The 15,290-nt window shown below is 38.8% G+C and carries 16 protein-coding genes and 3 tRNA genes; 14 read left to right on the top strand and 5 right to left on the bottom strand.

What is annotated here, in order from left to right; all coding sequences use genetic code 11:
• The first annotated feature begins 131 nt into the window (after positions 1-131).
• Both gloA and rnt read left to right on the top strand, forming a co-directional pair.
• Positions 132-539: a lactoylglutathione lyase gene (gene gloA, locus M1F25_RS09870; RefSeq protein ID WP_036958666.1), complete on the top strand. Its 408-nt coding sequence runs from the start codon at positions 132-134 to the stop codon at positions 537-539.
• Between the two features lie 144 nt (positions 540-683).
• A complete protein-coding gene (gene rnt / locus M1F25_RS09865) occupies positions 684-1,328 on the top strand; it encodes a ribonuclease T (protein WP_096863975.1) in 645 nt (214 codons plus the stop codon).
• 100 nt (positions 1,329-1,428) lie between these two features.
• Here the strand turns inward: rnt and M1F25_RS09860 are convergent, their stop codons facing one another.
• Positions 1,429-1,776 (bottom strand): Grx4 family monothiol glutaredoxin, encoded by a 348-nt coding sequence (locus M1F25_RS09860; RefSeq protein ID WP_004263827.1) that lies wholly within the window; start codon positions 1,774-1,776, stop codon positions 1,429-1,431.
• A 481-nt stretch (positions 1,777-2,257) separates the two neighbouring features.
• Here M1F25_RS09860 and sodB point away from each other — a divergent pair, with 481 nt between their 5' ends.
• Positions 2,258-2,836 carry a superoxide dismutase [Fe] gene (sodB, locus tag M1F25_RS09855; RefSeq protein WP_004263823.1) on the top strand — a complete coding sequence of 193 codons (579 nt, stop codon included), beginning with the start codon at positions 2,258-2,260 and terminating at the stop codon, positions 2,834-2,836.
• A gap of 441 nt (positions 2,837-3,277) precedes the next feature.
• A complete protein-coding gene (gene purR / locus M1F25_RS09850) occupies positions 3,278-4,303 on the top strand; it encodes an HTH-type transcriptional repressor PurR (protein ID WP_110591620.1) in 1,026 nt (341 codons plus the stop codon).
• Positions 4,304-4,312: 9 nt separating this feature from the next.
• Here purR and punR read toward each other — a convergent pair whose 3' ends face one another.
• Positions 4,313-5,218: a DNA-binding transcriptional activator PunR gene (gene punR, locus M1F25_RS09845; protein ID WP_112307415.1), complete on the bottom strand. Its 906-nt coding sequence runs from the start codon at positions 5,216-5,218 to the stop codon at positions 4,313-4,315.
• Between the two features lie 123 nt (positions 5,219-5,341).
• Between punR and punC the strand changes: the two genes are divergently transcribed.
• The 4 genes from punC (at position 5,342) to M1F25_RS09825 (ending at position 7,939) form a co-directional block, all read left to right on the top strand.
• Positions 5,342-6,568, top strand: a complete 1,227-nt coding sequence (gene punC / locus M1F25_RS09840) for a purine nucleoside transporter PunC (RefSeq protein ID WP_094961763.1) — start codon at positions 5,342-5,344, stop codon at positions 6,566-6,568.
• Between the two features lie 316 nt (positions 6,569-6,884).
• A complete protein-coding gene (locus M1F25_RS09835) occupies positions 6,885-7,412 on the top strand; it encodes a hypothetical protein (protein ID WP_232368742.1) in 528 nt (175 codons plus the stop codon).
• The gene (locus tag M1F25_RS09830) at positions 7,409-7,642 is read left to right on the top strand and encodes a helix-turn-helix domain-containing protein (RefSeq protein WP_232368741.1); all 234 of its coding nucleotides are present in this window, start codon (positions 7,409-7,411) and stop codon (positions 7,640-7,642) included. Before M1F25_RS09835 ends, M1F25_RS09830 begins: the two co-directional genes overlap by 4 nt.
• Before the next feature lie 24 nt (positions 7,643-7,666).
• Entirely contained in the window at positions 7,667-7,939 is a 273-nt protein-coding gene (locus tag M1F25_RS09825; protein ID WP_004263806.1) for a putative quinol monooxygenase, read from the top strand.
• A gap of 213 nt (positions 7,940-8,152) precedes the next feature.
• Here the strand turns inward: M1F25_RS09825 and M1F25_RS09820 are convergent, their stop codons facing one another.
• Positions 8,153-8,818, bottom strand: coding sequence for a riboflavin synthase (locus M1F25_RS09820; protein ID WP_004263802.1), 666 nt, complete (start codon positions 8,816-8,818; stop codon positions 8,153-8,155).
• A 275-nt stretch (positions 8,819-9,093) separates the two neighbouring features.
• On the opposite strand from M1F25_RS09820, the gene M1F25_RS09815 reads away from it, so the two are divergent.
• The 6 genes from M1F25_RS09815 to M1F25_RS09790 all read left to right on the top strand — a co-directional run bounded on the left by M1F25_RS09815 (position 9,094) and on the right by M1F25_RS09790 (position 13,465).
• On the top strand, positions 9,094-10,467 hold the full coding sequence (locus tag M1F25_RS09815; protein ID WP_094961762.1) for an MATE family efflux transporter: 1,374 nt from the start codon (positions 9,094-9,096) through the stop codon (positions 10,465-10,467).
• Positions 10,468-10,625: 158 nt separating this feature from the next.
• Positions 10,626-10,702, top strand: a tRNA-Val gene (locus M1F25_RS09810).
• Between the two features lie 30 nt (positions 10,703-10,732).
• A tRNA-Val gene (locus M1F25_RS09805) sits at positions 10,733-10,809 on the top strand.
• Between the two features lie 30 nt (positions 10,810-10,839).
• A tRNA-Val gene (locus M1F25_RS09800) sits at positions 10,840-10,916 on the top strand.
• A gap of 418 nt (positions 10,917-11,334) precedes the next feature.
• Positions 11,335-12,747 (top strand): pyruvate kinase PykF, encoded by a 1,413-nt coding sequence (gene pykF, locus M1F25_RS09795; protein WP_181489631.1) that lies wholly within the window; start codon positions 11,335-11,337, stop codon positions 12,745-12,747.
• A 481-nt stretch (positions 12,748-13,228) separates the two neighbouring features.
• Complete coding sequence (locus M1F25_RS09790) at positions 13,229-13,465, top strand: major outer membrane lipoprotein (protein WP_004263789.1); 237 nt, start codon at positions 13,229-13,231, stop codon at positions 13,463-13,465.
• A 97-nt stretch (positions 13,466-13,562) separates the two neighbouring features.
• On the opposite strand, the gene M1F25_RS09785 is transcribed toward M1F25_RS09790, so the two are convergent.
• Both M1F25_RS09785 and sufE read right to left on the bottom strand, forming a co-directional pair.
• Positions 13,563-14,627 carry a L,D-transpeptidase family protein gene (locus M1F25_RS09785; RefSeq protein WP_181489630.1) on the bottom strand — a complete coding sequence of 355 codons (1,065 nt, stop codon included), beginning with the start codon at positions 14,625-14,627 and terminating at the stop codon, positions 13,563-13,565.
• 228 nt (positions 14,628-14,855) lie between these two features.
• Complete coding sequence (gene sufE, locus M1F25_RS09780) at positions 14,856-15,272, bottom strand: cysteine desulfuration protein SufE (protein WP_036958665.1); 417 nt, start codon at positions 15,270-15,272, stop codon at positions 14,856-14,858.
• Positions 15,273-15,290: the final 18 nt, after the last annotated feature.

Below are 15,290 nucleotides of genomic sequence, written 5' to 3'. Positions count from 1 at the left end.
TATGATATACTCCTGAAAATGAGTATTACCATTATTTGTTCAAAAAACAAACTGTAATCATTGTATTTATTAATTTAAGCACGTTATATTAATAAGTAAATCGATTCAGGCTGATTCTAAGAGGTTTAAAAATGCGCTTACTCCATACTATGTTACGTGTTACTGATATGCAGCGTTCTATTGATTTTTACACGAAAGTGTTAGGCATGCGTTTATTAAGAACTAGTGAAAATACAGAGTATAAATATTCTCTCGCATTTGTTGGCTACAGCGATGAAAGTGAAGGCGCTGTAATCGAGTTGACCTATAACTGGGGGGTTGACCAATACGATATGGGTAACGCATATGGTCATATCGCCTTGGGCGTCGATGATGTTGCAAAAACATGCGATGATATACGTAGTGCAGGAGGTAACGTAACACGTGAAGCCGGCCCTGTTAAAGGTGGAACAACAGTGATTGCTTTTGTTGAAGACCCTGATGGCTATAAGATTGAGTTGATCGAAAACAAAAGCGCAAGTAAAGGGTTAGGCCATTAATTAACTATATAATTTAAAAGTACTATATAGTTTAAAGTTTAGGTGCCAAATCTAGCGCCTAAACTTTTATCACTGTTTACCTGCAAATTTTTACTGGTTTTGGCATAATGTTACCTAACCAGAAAACTAAAATTGAAAGTCCTAATGTCTGAAAAAAACAATCCAAATGCCCTAGTGAACCGTTTCAGGGGATACTATCCTGTCGTTATTGATGTTGAAACAGGCGGGTTCAATGCTAAAACTGACGGCCTGTTAGAAATTGCTGCCATCACCTTAAAAATGGATAAAGACGGCTGGCTCTCCATGGATGAAACATTACATTTTCATGTAGAACCTTTTGAAGGTGCTAATCTTGAGCCATCTGCTCTTGCCTTCACAGGGATTGATCCAACAAACCCTCTACGCGGTGCTGTTAGTGAATATGAGGCTCTTCATGCGATATTCAAAGTCATTCGCAAAGGAATGAAAAATACAGATTGCAATCGTGCAATTATTGTCGCTCATAATGCAAATTTTGATCACAGTTTTGTGATGAATGCAGCCGAACGAGCAGGTTTAAAACGTAATCCTTTCCATCCATTTGCAACCTTCGATACTGCGGCACTGAGCGGCTTAGTATTCGGTCAAACAATTCTAGCAAAAGCTTGTGTTTCCGCAGGTATTCCATTTGATGGTAAACAAGCTCATGGCGCACTGTATGACACCAATCGAACGGCTCTGCTATTTTGTGAGATCGTTAATAAATGGAAAAAGCTGGGTGGTTGGCCAATTATTGAAGAACCCCAATAATTTTTTAATTAATCGCTATTACATAAAAAAACCGTGTTTGATAAAAAGTAATAAGTGCTTTCATCAAATACGGTTTTTACGTTTTTATTTATGGCTTAATTTAGTCTGTGCTAGCTTCATCTGCTGGACGATACTTATCAGCAGTTTCTTTAATTAGAGATTGGAGCTCACCACGCTGGAACATTTCCATGATGATATCACAGCCACCGACCAGCTCACCGTCAACCCATAGTTGAGGAAACGTTGGCCAATTTGCGTATTTTGGCAATTCAGCGCGGATATCTGGGTTTTGTAAGATATCGACATATGCAAAACGCTCACCACAAGAAGACAGAGCTTGTACTGCTTGAGCAGAAAAACCACAGCTCGGAAGTTTAGGAGAGCCTTTCATATATAATAAAATTGGGTTTTCTTTAATTTGGCGCTCAATTCTTTCAATAGTTGTCATTTTTTAACTTCCTTAAAACAAAGATGCAGGTTTTGCAGTCAGCCGGTAACTGAGAGTCTACCGCAACTTAACAGAATACATTGACTGATATAATAGGAAACTGAATTGTTTCATACAATATGCCAGTTTTATAGGGGCATTACTATAGCATTCCAAAAAACAAAAAGGCACCTTTTCTATCTTCTCTCTACTTAAGTCAAACAAGTAGCTATTTCTAGATAAAAACCGAAACTTAATATCTTTAGATTTTTCGATTACAATATCTATATGATTTTTATGTGTAATATCTCTATTTATTTGTTAACATCTTAGTAACACTATTACCTTTATCTTTGTATGGTTTATCGTGTTATCATTAATGTATTAAGTATCATATCGCCAATAGGCGAAACTGTAATGATAAGCTGTCACATATTATTTCGCTCATTTTAAGAGCAAACACCCTAAGTATATTGATATAAAAGCAATCAAGGAGTACGCAATGTCATTTGAACTACCCGCTTTACCGTATGCAAAAGATGCTTTAGAACCTTATATCTCTGCTGAAACCTTAGAATATCACTATGGTAAGCACCACAACACTTACGTTGTTAACTTGAACAACCTCATCAAAGGCACTAACTTTGAAGGAAAATCTTTAGAAGAAATCATTAAAACTTCTGAAGCAGGCGTTTTTAACAACGCGGCACAAGTTTGGAATCACACTTTCTATTGGAATTGCTTAGCACCAAACGCTGGTGGCGAGCCAACAGGTAAAGTCGCTGAAGCTATCAATAAGGCATTCGGTTCTTTTGCTGAATTTAAAGCTCAATTTACTGATGCAGCAACCAAAAACTTCGGTGCGGGCTGGACTTGGTTAGTGAAAAAAGCAGATGGTAACCTTGCTATTGTAAATACATCCAATGCTGCAACACCTATTTCTGGTGATGATAAGCCTGTGTTAACTGTCGATATTTGGGAACATGCTTATTATATCGATTACCGTAACGCTCGCCCTAAATATTTAGAAAATTTCTGGGCGCTAGTTAACTGGAAATTTGTGGAAGAAAATTTAGCATAACAATTTCTGCTTATTGCTAGGTATAGATACAATAAGGGCGAGATATTCTCGCCCTTATTAAATTCACTCTATTCGAGGCTGAAATAAAATCAGAAAATATGTGCAGCAAGAAATATAATCAATGCTAATGAGCCCAACGCAGCAAGCAAACCATATTTAACATCTGTATCCATGAGTTCCTCTCATCCAAACGTAGTTAAACAACTAAATAACCATACAAAAATCGATGTTATTCAGTATACATATCTAAAAAAGTAAAACTAGTGTCTATATCACATGTTATAACATCAATTATTTCTTTCGTTTTTGCGCTAGATCAGACAAAATCGACAACAAATCGCTAAATTATTGCCAGCAAAGGATCAATGCATCAATATGCAGGTAATTTTTTAACAAGAATTCTTATAGAGACCGGTTATTGGTCAGGAGTTTTTTTCCCCCATGGCAACGATTAAAGATGTGGCGAAACGCGCTGGCGTATCTACCACAACCGTATCCCATGTTATTAATAAAACGCGCTTTGTAGCTGATGACACTAAAGCTGCGGTTTGGGCTGCAATTAAAGAGCTCAATTATTCGCCAAGTGCGGTTGCCCGTAGTCTAAAAGTTAACAACACAAAGTCGATTGGGTTGTTGGCAACCTCATGTGAAGCCCCTTACTTCGCAGAGGTAATTGAATCAGTTGAAAATAGCTGTTATGAAAAAGGTTATACGCTAATCCTTTGTAATTCTCATAATAATTTGGGAAAACAAAAAGCGTATTTGCAGATGCTGGCACAAAAGCGTGTTGATGGTTTACTCGTAATGTGCTCCGAATATCCTGCCCCCTTAATCAGTATGCTGGAAGATTACCGCAATATCCCAATGGTAGTGATGGACTGGGGAACTTCCCGTGGCGATTTTACCGATAGTATTATTGATAACTCATTCCACGGTGGCTATCTTGCAGGACGTTATTTGATTGATAGAGGGCATCGTGACATCGGAGCCATCCCTGGCTCTCTTGAAAGAAATACGGGTATTGGTCGATTAACTGGCTTTAAAAAAGCGATGGAAGAGGCCAAAATCACCATAAAAGATGAATGGATTGTTCAAGGGGACTTCGAGCCAGAATCTGGCTATAAGGCAATGATGCAAATTTTAAGCCATAAGCAACGCCCTACTGCCGTTTTCTGTGGCGGTGATATTATGGCAATGGGGGCAATTTGCGCCGCTGATGAGATGGGATTGCGTGTCCCACAAGACATTTCAATCATTGGCTATGATAACGTGCGAAATGCGCGCTATTTTACCCCGGCATTGACCACAATTCACCAACCAAAAGAGCGTTTAGGCCAAATGGCTTTCACAATGCTGCTCGATCGTATTGTAAATAAGCGCGAAGATGCTCAAACAATTGAAGTCCACCCTCGCCTTGTAGAACGCCGTTCCGTTGCTGACGGCCCATTTATCGATTATCGTCGATAATACGCATAATTAGTTTGAAAGCCACTCGGCATTGAGCGTTTCGTGATCGCCAAGGTAATCCAATAACCAATTCAACGCTGGTGATGTATTATTTTCCACCCAAGTTAGACAACAAGGACTGGGTGGAAATGGCTGTGCTAATGCTAGTTCAACTAATAAGCCTTTTTCGCAAAACGAAGCCGCACGATGCTCTGGCACCATTCCGACACACAACCCGTTAACCAAACAAGCTAGACCATTTTCCCAAGAAGGTACGACAAGACGACGTTGATTATCAAGAGCCCATGTATCACGTTTTGGTAGATTACGAGAAGTGTCTTCGAGACATAAACTTGGAAACTCGCGCATTTGGTCGTCTGTTAGCTTGCCGCTTATATTCGCTAATGGGTGTTTAGGGCTCGCCACACACATCCATGACATAAAACCCATATCACGGAAACTATATCTTTCACCAATCGGTGAGGCTCGAGTAGCTCCAATAGCAACATCTACACGCCCATCAGCAAGTGCATCCCAAACACCATTAAATACCTCAGGATGAATGAAAAGTTCAATATCTGGAAAGTGACGATAGAAATCCAGTATCAATTGCTCTGCTCTCTGTGGTTTTACAATGCAATCAACAGCAATACTAAATTGCCCCCGCCAACCATTAGCAACCTGCTGGCATTGATGCCTTGTATCTGTCATTTTTTTGATAACAGAACGACTTTCCTTGATAAATATCGTTCCAGCTTCTGTAAGAACAACATCGCGATGTCGACGCTCAAATAGGGGAACCGCAAGCCATTCTTCAACTTGCTTGACGGTATAACTGATTGCAGAAGGTACACGGTGTAACTCTTCAGCAGCACCACTAAAGCTCCCTGTTCGGGCAACAGCATCAATCACTTCGAGTGCATGCGCAGACCACATAACCTCTCCTTTCAAAAATTTTGATAGCAAGATCCAAATATTACCGTTTCACAACCTAAAAAAATAGCCTATACAATGGCATCATCATTAACATTTTTTTTAAATATCAGATAAGTAATAATTATGTCGAATACTGTGAAAAAAAATTCCCCTGGATTTATGGTTTACCTTGCAGGACTTAGCATGCTGGGGTTTTTAGCTATTGATATGTATTTACCTGCATTCGGTGCTATGCAAGACACCCTGCATACATCAGAAGGCGCTATCAGTGCTTCTCTCAGTATATTTTTAGCCGGTTTTGCCTTCGCTCAATTGTTATGGGGGCCATTGTCAGACAAACTTGGCCGTAAGCCTGTGCTCATTGTGGGCTTAACTATTTTCATTATCAGTAGCTTAGCTATTTATTGGGTGGAAACCGCAACACAGTTATTAACACTACGATTTTTACAGGCTGTTGGTGTCTGCTCCGCTGCAGTTTTATGGCAAGCTCTTGTTATCGACCGCTATGATGAAGCAAATACCCAAAAAGTTTTTGCTTCTATTATGCCGTTAGTTGCGCTATCCCCTGCTTTAGCACCATTATTAGGAGCATGGGTACTAGAACACCAAACATGGGAAGCAATTTTCCTGATCCTAATGGCTGTGGGTATATTACTTTTATTGCCAACACTCTTTTTGAAAAATGTTTCAGTTAAAACAATAATTGATGACAGCCAACCACAAGCTAAGATTTCTTTCTCAAACTTACTCAGTTCGCCAGTTTTCAGCGGTAATGTGCTCGTTTACGCTTCATGCAGTGCGGGTTTTTTCGCTTGGCTAACCGGCTCGCCTTTTATCTTACGTAATATGGGTTTCAACCCTGCGGATATCGGTTTGAGTTATATTCCACAAACTTTAGCCTTTATTGTTGGTGGGTATGGCTGCCGTATTTTATTAGCAAAAGTCCGAGCAGAAACAATATTTCCATTGTTACTTGTTGGTTATGCGGTAAGCATGTCTATTTTATTCATCATGGCTATTTATACCACACCATCATTAACTATGATCTTGATCCCATTCTGCTTTATGGCAGCTATGAACGGAGCCTCTTACCCAATTGCAGTATCCAAAGCACTAAATGCATTTCCTAGCGCCAGTGGTAAAGCTGCCGCATTACAAAATGCCTTACAACTAGGTTTATGTTTTTTAGCCAGTCTACTTGTTTCTGCTCTTACTTTCGACCCATTGTTAGCAACAACTGGGGTGATGGCAGTAACGATCATTCCAATGGCCATTGGCTATTTTATGCAACGCTGTGCAAGCAAAAATAACCAAACTATTAAGCAGGTTGATTGCCAAACGAATTCATAAAGTATAGCTTACCGACTCAATCATGCCGAATCTTATCGGCATGATTTTTATTTTAGCAAATTCATAAAAATTTCCTTCAGTGTATAGCACTAGTGACCATACGGTAATATATGTTCAGTATTTTGCTATATAACCAATAGCCGATTATTCTTGGCTGGTAAAACCTTACCTTTCTCATCAATTTTCTTAATTCAAAGCGGATTTCACTAAAAATTAAAGTTTTAATTTTGTCATCTACTAAGATATAGATATTTCATGGTTAATTTTCTTGTTAAAAAACGTTATCATTGCGACATTAAATAATGAGTGCTCAAGAATGATGTTAAAACAGTACTATCCACCAGATGAATTAAAATCCTTTGTTAGTTCTATTTTGATAATCAAAGAGTTTACAGAAGCAATTAAAATTTTCCCTGGAACAGGTGCTGAAATCTGGGTTTCATCAGATGCATTTCGCATGACAACTGATAACGATTCAATAACAGACCCTTACCAGCTGATTATTCCTAGGGTTAATACATTTACTGCTAGCCCTAATCATTCAAAAGTAATGGTATTACGTATTCGTCATGATGCCTTACGTTTTCTACTGCCTCAAAAAACATTAAACTATACTGACACCCCAATCGCACTAAATGAGATATGGAAAGACCGCTGGTTTGAAGCTTTAGCTAATTCTTCATTTAAAGAGTTGTTAGATTGCTTTAATAGGACTAAAGCTAAGAAAAAGCCTCACTTCATTGATGAAGTTTTAGAATTACTGTATCGAAATCCAACAAAAAAATCACAGAAATTGCTGAAGAGACAGGATTACACGTCCGAGTCATTCAAAAAGAATTTTTGAAAGAATACGGCATTACACCAAAAAGGTACCAGATCAATTGCCGCTTAGAACATGTTTTAAAAAGTATGGTAGTAGAACAAGACACCTACCGTTGGTTTGAAACAGGGTATTATGATCAATCCCACTTTTACCGTGATTTTAAAAGATACTTTACTATGACGCCGTCGGCATTTTTAAAATCGAGTTATTCGCTTTTTTACAATACAAAAACTAAGTACCCATTAAGATAGTTCTTAATACATAAGGAGAACGGAATGAGTATTGTTGTGTATGCCCAAATTACAACAGAAAGGACAGATGGGTATTTAACGAAAGAAATCGTTCGCGACTTAGCAAAACTGAGCCGCCGAGAGAAAGGATGCATTCAATATGATCTTATGGCTAAAGAAAATGGTTATATTGTTTTTGAGGAATGGGAAGACACTCAAGCATTAGAGATGCATAAAAATAGTCCGCATTTCAGGCGATTAGTTGAAGCAATTGAACGTGATAACGCCAGCTTCTCTGTCAACTTCAGTGAAAAATGATCTATTAATATTGAAAACCGGAACTAGTCATATTTTTTGATAATGTTAATTTTCATTATTTAATAGAACTTCATGACAGACATTCAATAAACAAAGACTAACCATATTTTATTTAGGCTATAGCATAAATCATTATAGCTATAGCCTACTTGGCTGTTTCTTCTGCTATTTTTCTTTAAAGTAAATAACGCGGTTATCACCTTTTACGTCTGTTTACTCTGTTTTCGCTATATCCGCCATCTCTTCTGCTTGCTGTAGTAATTTTTCTTGTTCTTTTTGATTTAAAACACGCTCAACGGTATCAACAATAGCCTGAGTTTGAGGGTCTATCTCAATATTTATTTTATCACCCAATCGTTTTTTACCTAATGTTGTTCTCTCTAATGTTTCAGGGATGAGATGTACGCAGAACCGATTGTTGATTACATCTCCGACCGTTAAACTGATACCGTCAATCGCGACAAAGCCTTTATGCAAAATATATTTCATCAAAGATTTATCACGAATTGATAACCAAATCTGGTGGTTATCTTCAGATGTGAAGATCTTACTAATTTCAGCTGTTGTCATAATATGACCTGAAACAACATGGCCACCGATTTCGTCACCATATTTTGCAGCCCGTTCGATATTAACAACATCACCTTCTTGTAATTCCCCCAAGTTAGTTAATCTCAGGGTTTCTTTAATTAGATCAAAACTAACTCTTTCACCATCAATCTTTGTTACCGTCAAACAACAACCATTATGTGCAACGGAAGCCCCTGTTTCTAAACCTATAAGTAATTCTGGGGTAAATTTCATTACATGAGTTCGAAAGTTGGCCCTTTCTGTAATTTCAACAATAGGAGCAGTCGCTTGAACAATGCCTGTAAACATAATGATTCTCAGTGTAGTGGATTAATAGGCTCAGTTTACATCAGAATTGTTAGAGATCTATCCTATTTGAGTGATAAACAAAACGATAATAAACCTAGTATGTAACAATATATTAGGTTCTAAAATGCTCTTTTATAGTTTGTTACCATATCATTATTGGAATCCATTTAGAAACGGGATAGAATAAGCGGTTTTTAGCAATCGATGTGTTTTTAGTAACTCATTTATTTTTCTAGTTTTTTTCTCTTACTTGCTTTTATTACAAAGGTGTATGCGTGCAGAAATATTTTACAGAAGCGCGTAGCTTGTTGGCACTTGGTATTCCTATCGTTTTAGCTCAATTTTCACAAACTGCAATGGGGTTTGTGGATACGGTTATGGCTGGAAGTGTTAGTGAAATTGAGATGTCCGCAGTTGCAGTTGGGTTTTCCATCTGGCTGCCAGCTATTCTTTTTGGCCAAGGAATTTTGATGGCATTAACCCCAATCGTTGCACAAATGAATGGGTCAGGCCGTCGCAACCTAATAGGCGACCAAATTCAACAAGGTCTATGGTTAGCGCTACTTTTAGCCTTAGGCATTATGTGCCTTCTTTATAACAGTCAGCTTATTATTAGCAATATGCCCCATATTGATAAAGAATTGGCAGATAAATCTGTCCGTTTTTTACATGCCATTATGTGGGGAGCACCAGGCTACTTATTTTACCAAGTATATCGTAGCCAATGTGAAGGGCTTTCAAAAACCAAGCCGGGGATGGTGATTGGTTTTCTTGGCCTAATGATTAATATTCCTATTAACTATATCTTTATTTATGGTCACTTTGGTGCACCTGCTTTAGGTGGTGTGGGTTGTGGTGTCGCCACTGCATCAGTGTATTGGGCTATGTGTCTGATGATGAGATGGTATGTGAAACGTGCTACTGCGCAGCGTGATATTCGCCCTACACTCTCTTTCACATCGCCAAATCCATTAATCTTAAAGCGAATTATCGTGTTAGGTACGCCTATTGGTCTGGCACTTTTCTTTGAAGTCACTTTATTTGCTGTCGTTGCACTGCTAGTCGCCCCATTAGGTGTTGTTGCAGTAGCTGGTCACCAAGTTGCGTTGAATTTCAGTTCTGTGATGTTTATGTTCCCATTATCATTAGGAATAGCAGCAACCATTCGCGTAGGTTATAACTTAGGACAGAAATCGACTGAAGCTGCTAAAGTTTCATCTTATACTGGTATTACTGTTGGCTTAATGGTCGCTTGTTTTACTGCAGTTCTCACCGCCGTTTTCCGTGAGCCGATTGCAATGATGTATAACAAAAACCCAGAGGTAGTTGTTTTAGCAAGCAGCTTAATGTTATACGCCGCTATTTATCAGCTGTCAGATTCTGTGCAAGTTATAGGTGCCGGAATTTTACGTGGTTATAAAGATACTCGTTCCATTTTCTTTATTACCTTCACCGCATATTGGTTACTTGGCTTGCCTTCTGGTTATATTTTAGCGTTAACTGATTTTATCGCACCGGCTATGGGGCCTAAAGGCTTCTGGATTGGCTTTATTATTGGTTTAAGTGCCGCTGCAATAGGAATGGCAACACGAATTATATGGATCCATAAGCAAACAGAGGATGTTGTCTTACTTCGCTCAGCTCGCTAATTGACGGTTTTTTAAGCTTTTTATTATGGGAGAAGATGTATTTCGCACCAGATAGTTTTAAATACGAACAAACTATCGCGAAAATACATTTTCCCCTTGCCAGATGAACTTCATAACGTTAATATTCATCCCCGTTGTCACCTAGATATCTTTTAGATGCGTCCGTAGCTCAGTTGGTTAGAGCACCACCTTGACATGGTGGGGGTCGGTAGTTCGAGTCTACTCGGACGCACCATTTCTAGTGAACACAATGTTAATTTTCAGCGCGTCCGTAGCTCAGTTGGTTAGAGCACCACCTTGACATGGTGGGGGTCGGTAGTTCGAGTCTACTCGGACGCACCATTTCAAATTAACACAATCAAATTTTCCAGTGCGTCCGTAGCTCAGTTGGTTAGAGCACCACCTTGACATGGTGGGGGTCGGTAGTTCGAGTCTACTCGGACGCACCATTTTATTTATCTCCCTGCTACCTAAAATTTCTCTTGATTGTCTATTATTATTCCCTTAATTTGTTGCGCAACAAATTAACTTCCTTAATTTTAAATGAATTTTTGATCTGAATGGTCTCTTCTTTCAATTTAGTAAAATTTGATTTGTCTCACAGTTTTTTGTTGTCTATAATACTCACACTGGCTGAAAGGTTTCACCAGTAGTAAATCAATACGTTAGCTTTAATTGAATTTGTCATCTACACTATAATAAGAAACAAAATGTGACAAATTTAAGTGTAAAAATGCATTAAACACCAGACTGTCGCCTATTCTTATAAATGAGTTGCGCAACAAAATTTACCATGCGTACGATTTATAAAATGTACTAAGCATCGGCGACAATACCGATTTCCTTTATAACATTAGATAGACTGCCATGAAAAAAACCAAAATTGTTTGTACTATCGGTCCAAAAACCGAATCAGAAGAAAAACTGACCCAACTTCTTGATGCTGGCATGAATGTCATGCGCCTCAACTTTTCTCACGGTGACTATGAAGAACATGGTCAACGAATCAAAAACCTTCGTTCTGTTTGCGCCAAAACCGGCAAACAAGCAGCTATTCTGCTAGATACCAAAGGCCCTGAAATTCGCACCATGAAATTGGAAGGTGGTAACGATGTTTCTCTCGTTGCGGGTCAAACTTTTACATTTACTACCGATACCTCTGTTGTAGGCAATAAAGATAAAGTTGCCGTGACCTATGCAGGCTTAACTTCAGATTTAAAAGTTGGCAATACCGTATTAGTTGATGATGGCTTAATCGGCATGAAAGTGACTAATGTCACTGCAACTGAAGTCGTTTGTGAAGTTTTAAATAACGGTGACCTCGGAGAGAAAAAAGGGGTTAACCTGCCAGGCGTTTCTATTGGCTTACCTGCATTAGCAGAGAAAGATAAAGAAGATTTAGTTTTTGGTTGCCAACAAGGTGTTGATTTTGTTGCTGCTTCATTTATTCGTAAACGCTCAGATGTCGAAGAAATTCGAGCTCACCTGAAAAAACATGGTGGTGAGAACATCCAAATCATTTCTAAAATTGAAAACCAAGAAGGTTTGAATAATTTTGATGAGATTTTAGAAGCCTCTGACGGCATCATGGTTGCTCGCGGTGACTTAGGGGTCGAAATCCCGGTTGAAGAAGTTATTTTCGCCCAAAAAATGATGATTGAAAAATGTGTTGCTGCGCGTAAAGTCGTGATTACTGCTACACAAATGTTAGATTCAATGATCAAAAACCCACGCCCTACTCGTGCAGAAGCGGGTGACGTAGCCAATGCTATTTTGGATGGTACTGATGCAGTTATGCTTTCAGGTGAAAGTGCGAAAGGTAAATACCCTGTAGAAGCCGTAACTATTATGGCGACTATCTGTGAGCGTACTGACCGCATCATGCAAACTCGTATCGATAGTCAAAAACCAAGCCAACGCCTACGTGTCACTGAGGCTGTATGTCGTGGTGCAGTGGAAATGTCTGAAAAATTAGATGTTCCACTAATCGTTGTAGCAACCTACGGCGGTAAGTCTGCTAAGTCTGTTCGTAAATATTTCCCTACTGCACCAATCCTCGCGTTAACGACTAATGAAGAAACTGCACGTCAGTTATTGTTAGTAAAAGGTGTGATCCCAATGATAGTTGGTGGATTTACATCTACAGATGACTTTTATCGTGAAGGTAAACGCGCAGCTCTAGAAAGTGGATTAGCGGTTCCTGGTGATGCTGTTGTGATGGTTTCCGGTGCGTTAGTACAAAGCGGTACAACCAATACCTCTTCAGTTCACGTGCTGTAATTAAATTTTATTTGTCTTTTAAAAGGCCGATAGAGATCACTTGAAGTGAACCCATAAAGTTGGACACTTTTAGTTAAGCGGCTTGTAAGGCCTGATTTCGATATTCAATCGGAGTCAGGCCTTTTAATTTGAATTTAACATATAGTGCTGCCCTGATGTAACTATTCATTTATTTCATTTTCTCTAGTAAATATCTTATTGCTATTTAAGCGTAATATCATAAAACGCACTCAAATTGGTCAAATAACAACCTTCATTGATCTTAATTTAAATTTTTCTTCTTTTTCCTAGTACTAAATATAAAGTATTTCTAGCAAAACTTTATATTTAGTACTAGCATAAGACATAGTAAGTGCCATACCCTAATTTTCATTAGGTTGTTTTAAAGGGATATAGCAAGCTGTAAATAACAGTCTTAGCTCTATTGTTTGGTGACTTGCTTTTTATATTTTCAAGATAAATCAATCTAGAGGGTAAAATAATGATTCGTACTAAAATTGTACTGGGCTCTATCGTATTAGCTTCAGCATTACTAGCGGGTTGTTCTAACAGCACTGAAGTGCAAAAACTCTCTTCAGACGTACAAACTCTGAATGGTAAAGTTGATCAACTGAGCAACGACGTTCAGTCTCTGCGTTCTGACGTACAGACAGCTCAAGAAGAAGCAGCACGTGCTAACCAACGTTTAGACAACCAAGTTCGTACTTACAAAAAATAAGTTAGATTTGGTCGTTGTCTAGTTGAAACGGCGCTTCTTTGAAGCTAATAGTATTTATGAGGGCCTATGAAAATAGGCCCTTATTATTTTGGAGTAGTTATTCAACTACAGAGGAAGAGCGATATTTAGTGGGTAGCACTGCGCTGACTTTATGGTCATAGATAGGCTGTGGCTGTGAAATAGTAAAAGGTTCAATAGGCACTAACCCTTCGTGCTGCGTTTCAGAGTCTGAAGAACTATTACCCTTATCATTATTCACACGCACAGGCATCCCAGAACGTCTTGCTAGCTCTTTTTCTACTAAAGCCTTATCAACCCCTTCATTTTCCAGAAAACGCTTGAAATCGTCAGTCAGTTTGATTGGCATTGTTTGTGGGTCATCATTATTTGTCCGAGATAATGGCTGATGCACCTCAATGTAATAACTGCCATCAGTTTCTTTGGAGTATTTTACAGGCTGATCAATAACTTGGACACGAGTTCCTTTTGGTACTGTCTTGAATAACGCTTCAATATCATCAGGACGTAAACGAATACAACCGGAGCTCACCCGCATACCAATACCAAAATCTGCATTAGTACCGTGGATCAGATATTCACCACGCCCATATGCTAGTCGTAATGCATACAAGCCCATTGGGTTTTCAGGACCTGCTGGAACAACAGCAGGAAGCGTTATACCTTCTTTAGCATAATTTTTACGGATGTTCGCCGTTGGCGTCCATGTTGGGTCTTTAATTGATTGGCTTACTGAAGTTACCATTTCAGGTGTATCACGACCTAATTGGCCAATACCTATAGGGTAAACAATCACTTCTTCGCTGTTCGCCGGATAATAATATAAACGCAGCTCTGCTAAGTTAATCACAATTCCGGTTCTTGGCGTTGACGGTAACAACATTTGTGCTGGAATGATAAGCTCTTTTCCAGCTTCAGGAAGATACGGGTCCGTTCCAGGGTTTGCTTCAAGCATGCCTAGTAGCCCAATTTGGTGCTCACTGGCAATGGCTTCCAGTGGACGCCCGTCATTGGGTACGATATACGTGTAATTTTCCCCGATAAGTCGAGTGTTACTGTCAGGTAATGGATATTCTTTTGCTTGAGCTGGAGCCAATAAGGCGCTCATGACAAACAAACTTGCCACCGTCAAAACTCTTTTCATACCTACTCCAAGGAAAATAATGTTCTTACAATAATTCAATGATTATTGTTCATAATAGCAACTATCTCTCATATCTTTAATACTAAATAAATATTTTTATTAAGTATTAATATGGAAGTAGTCTTTTTATGATAACTAAATACGATGACTTTAAAGAATTGCTCGGATAAAGAATAATACCCAAGAAGTAAAATATAAGAGAGGGAGCATAAGGCTCCCTCGGTAAGATTATACTAATTGTGCCGCTCGCGATAAAATTGTGCGGATCATCGCATTCAAACCTTGAGTACGTGAAGGTGTTAAATGCTGCTCTAATGCTAATTGTTCAAAAAATGACTTCACATCAAGTGCTAATATTTGTTGCGCTGTTTTACCTTGAAAAAGAATAATAACAATTGCAACTAGCCCTTTAACGATGGCTGCATCGCTATCACCTGCAAACGTAATTGTCCCGTCCGCTTGTTTTTGCATATCAATCCACACTTGGCTTTGGCATCCAGCGATTAAATTATTATCGCTTCTTTGTGCCTCAGAGAGTTCAGGTAAACGCCCCCCTAGCTCTATCATATAGAGGTAACGCTCCTCCCAGTCCTGACAGCGAGAGAAATTACGTAATAACTTACTTTCATCGGGTAATGCGGGCATGCTCAGTTCCTTTACCAT

This window comes from Providencia sp. PROV109, from assembly GCF_033681625.1.
GTDB lineage: Bacteria > Pseudomonadota > Gammaproteobacteria > Enterobacterales > Enterobacteriaceae > Providencia > Providencia hangzhouensis.
The sequence above is the reverse complement of the archived record's forward strand: the minus strand, read 5'-3'. Positions and strand labels throughout refer to the sequence as shown.

Bases quoted from the DNA above. Each gene is read 5' to 3' on its own strand.
- gloA (WP_036958666.1), top strand. From the start codon at position 132: ATGCGCTTACTCCATACTATGTTACGTGTTACTGATATGCAGCGTTCT.
- rnt (WP_096863975.1), top strand. From the start codon at position 684: ATGTCTGAAAAAAACAATCCAAATGCCCTAGTGAACCGTTTCAGGGGA.
- M1F25_RS09860 (WP_004263827.1), bottom strand. From the start codon at position 1,776: ATGACAACTATTGAAAGAATTGAGCGCCAAATTAAAGAAAACCCAATT.
- sodB (WP_004263823.1), top strand. From the start codon at position 2,258: ATGTCATTTGAACTACCCGCTTTACCGTATGCAAAAGATGCTTTAGAA.
- purR (WP_110591620.1), top strand. From the start codon at position 3,278: ATGGCAACGATTAAAGATGTGGCGAAACGCGCTGGCGTATCTACCACA.
- punR (WP_112307415.1), bottom strand. From the start codon at position 5,218: ATGTGGTCTGCGCATGCACTCGAAGTGATTGATGCTGTTGCCCGAACA.
- punC (WP_094961763.1), top strand. From the start codon at position 5,342: ATGTCGAATACTGTGAAAAAAAATTCCCCTGGATTTATGGTTTACCTT.
- M1F25_RS09835 (WP_232368742.1), top strand. From the start codon at position 6,885: ATGATGTTAAAACAGTACTATCCACCAGATGAATTAAAATCCTTTGTT.
- M1F25_RS09825 (WP_004263806.1), top strand. From the start codon at position 7,667: ATGAGTATTGTTGTGTATGCCCAAATTACAACAGAAAGGACAGATGGG.
- M1F25_RS09820 (WP_004263802.1), bottom strand. From the start codon at position 8,818: ATGTTTACAGGCATTGTTCAAGCGACTGCTCCTATTGTTGAAATTACA.
- pykF (WP_181489631.1), top strand. From the start codon at position 11,335: ATGAAAAAAACCAAAATTGTTTGTACTATCGGTCCAAAAACCGAATCA.
- M1F25_RS09790 (WP_004263789.1), top strand. From the start codon at position 13,229: ATGATTCGTACTAAAATTGTACTGGGCTCTATCGTATTAGCTTCAGCA.
- M1F25_RS09785 (WP_181489630.1), bottom strand. From the start codon at position 14,627: ATGAAAAGAGTTTTGACGGTGGCAAGTTTGTTTGTCATGAGCGCCTTA.
- sufE (WP_036958665.1), bottom strand. From the start codon at position 15,272: ATGCCCGCATTACCCGATGAAAGTAAGTTATTACGTAATTTCTCTCGC.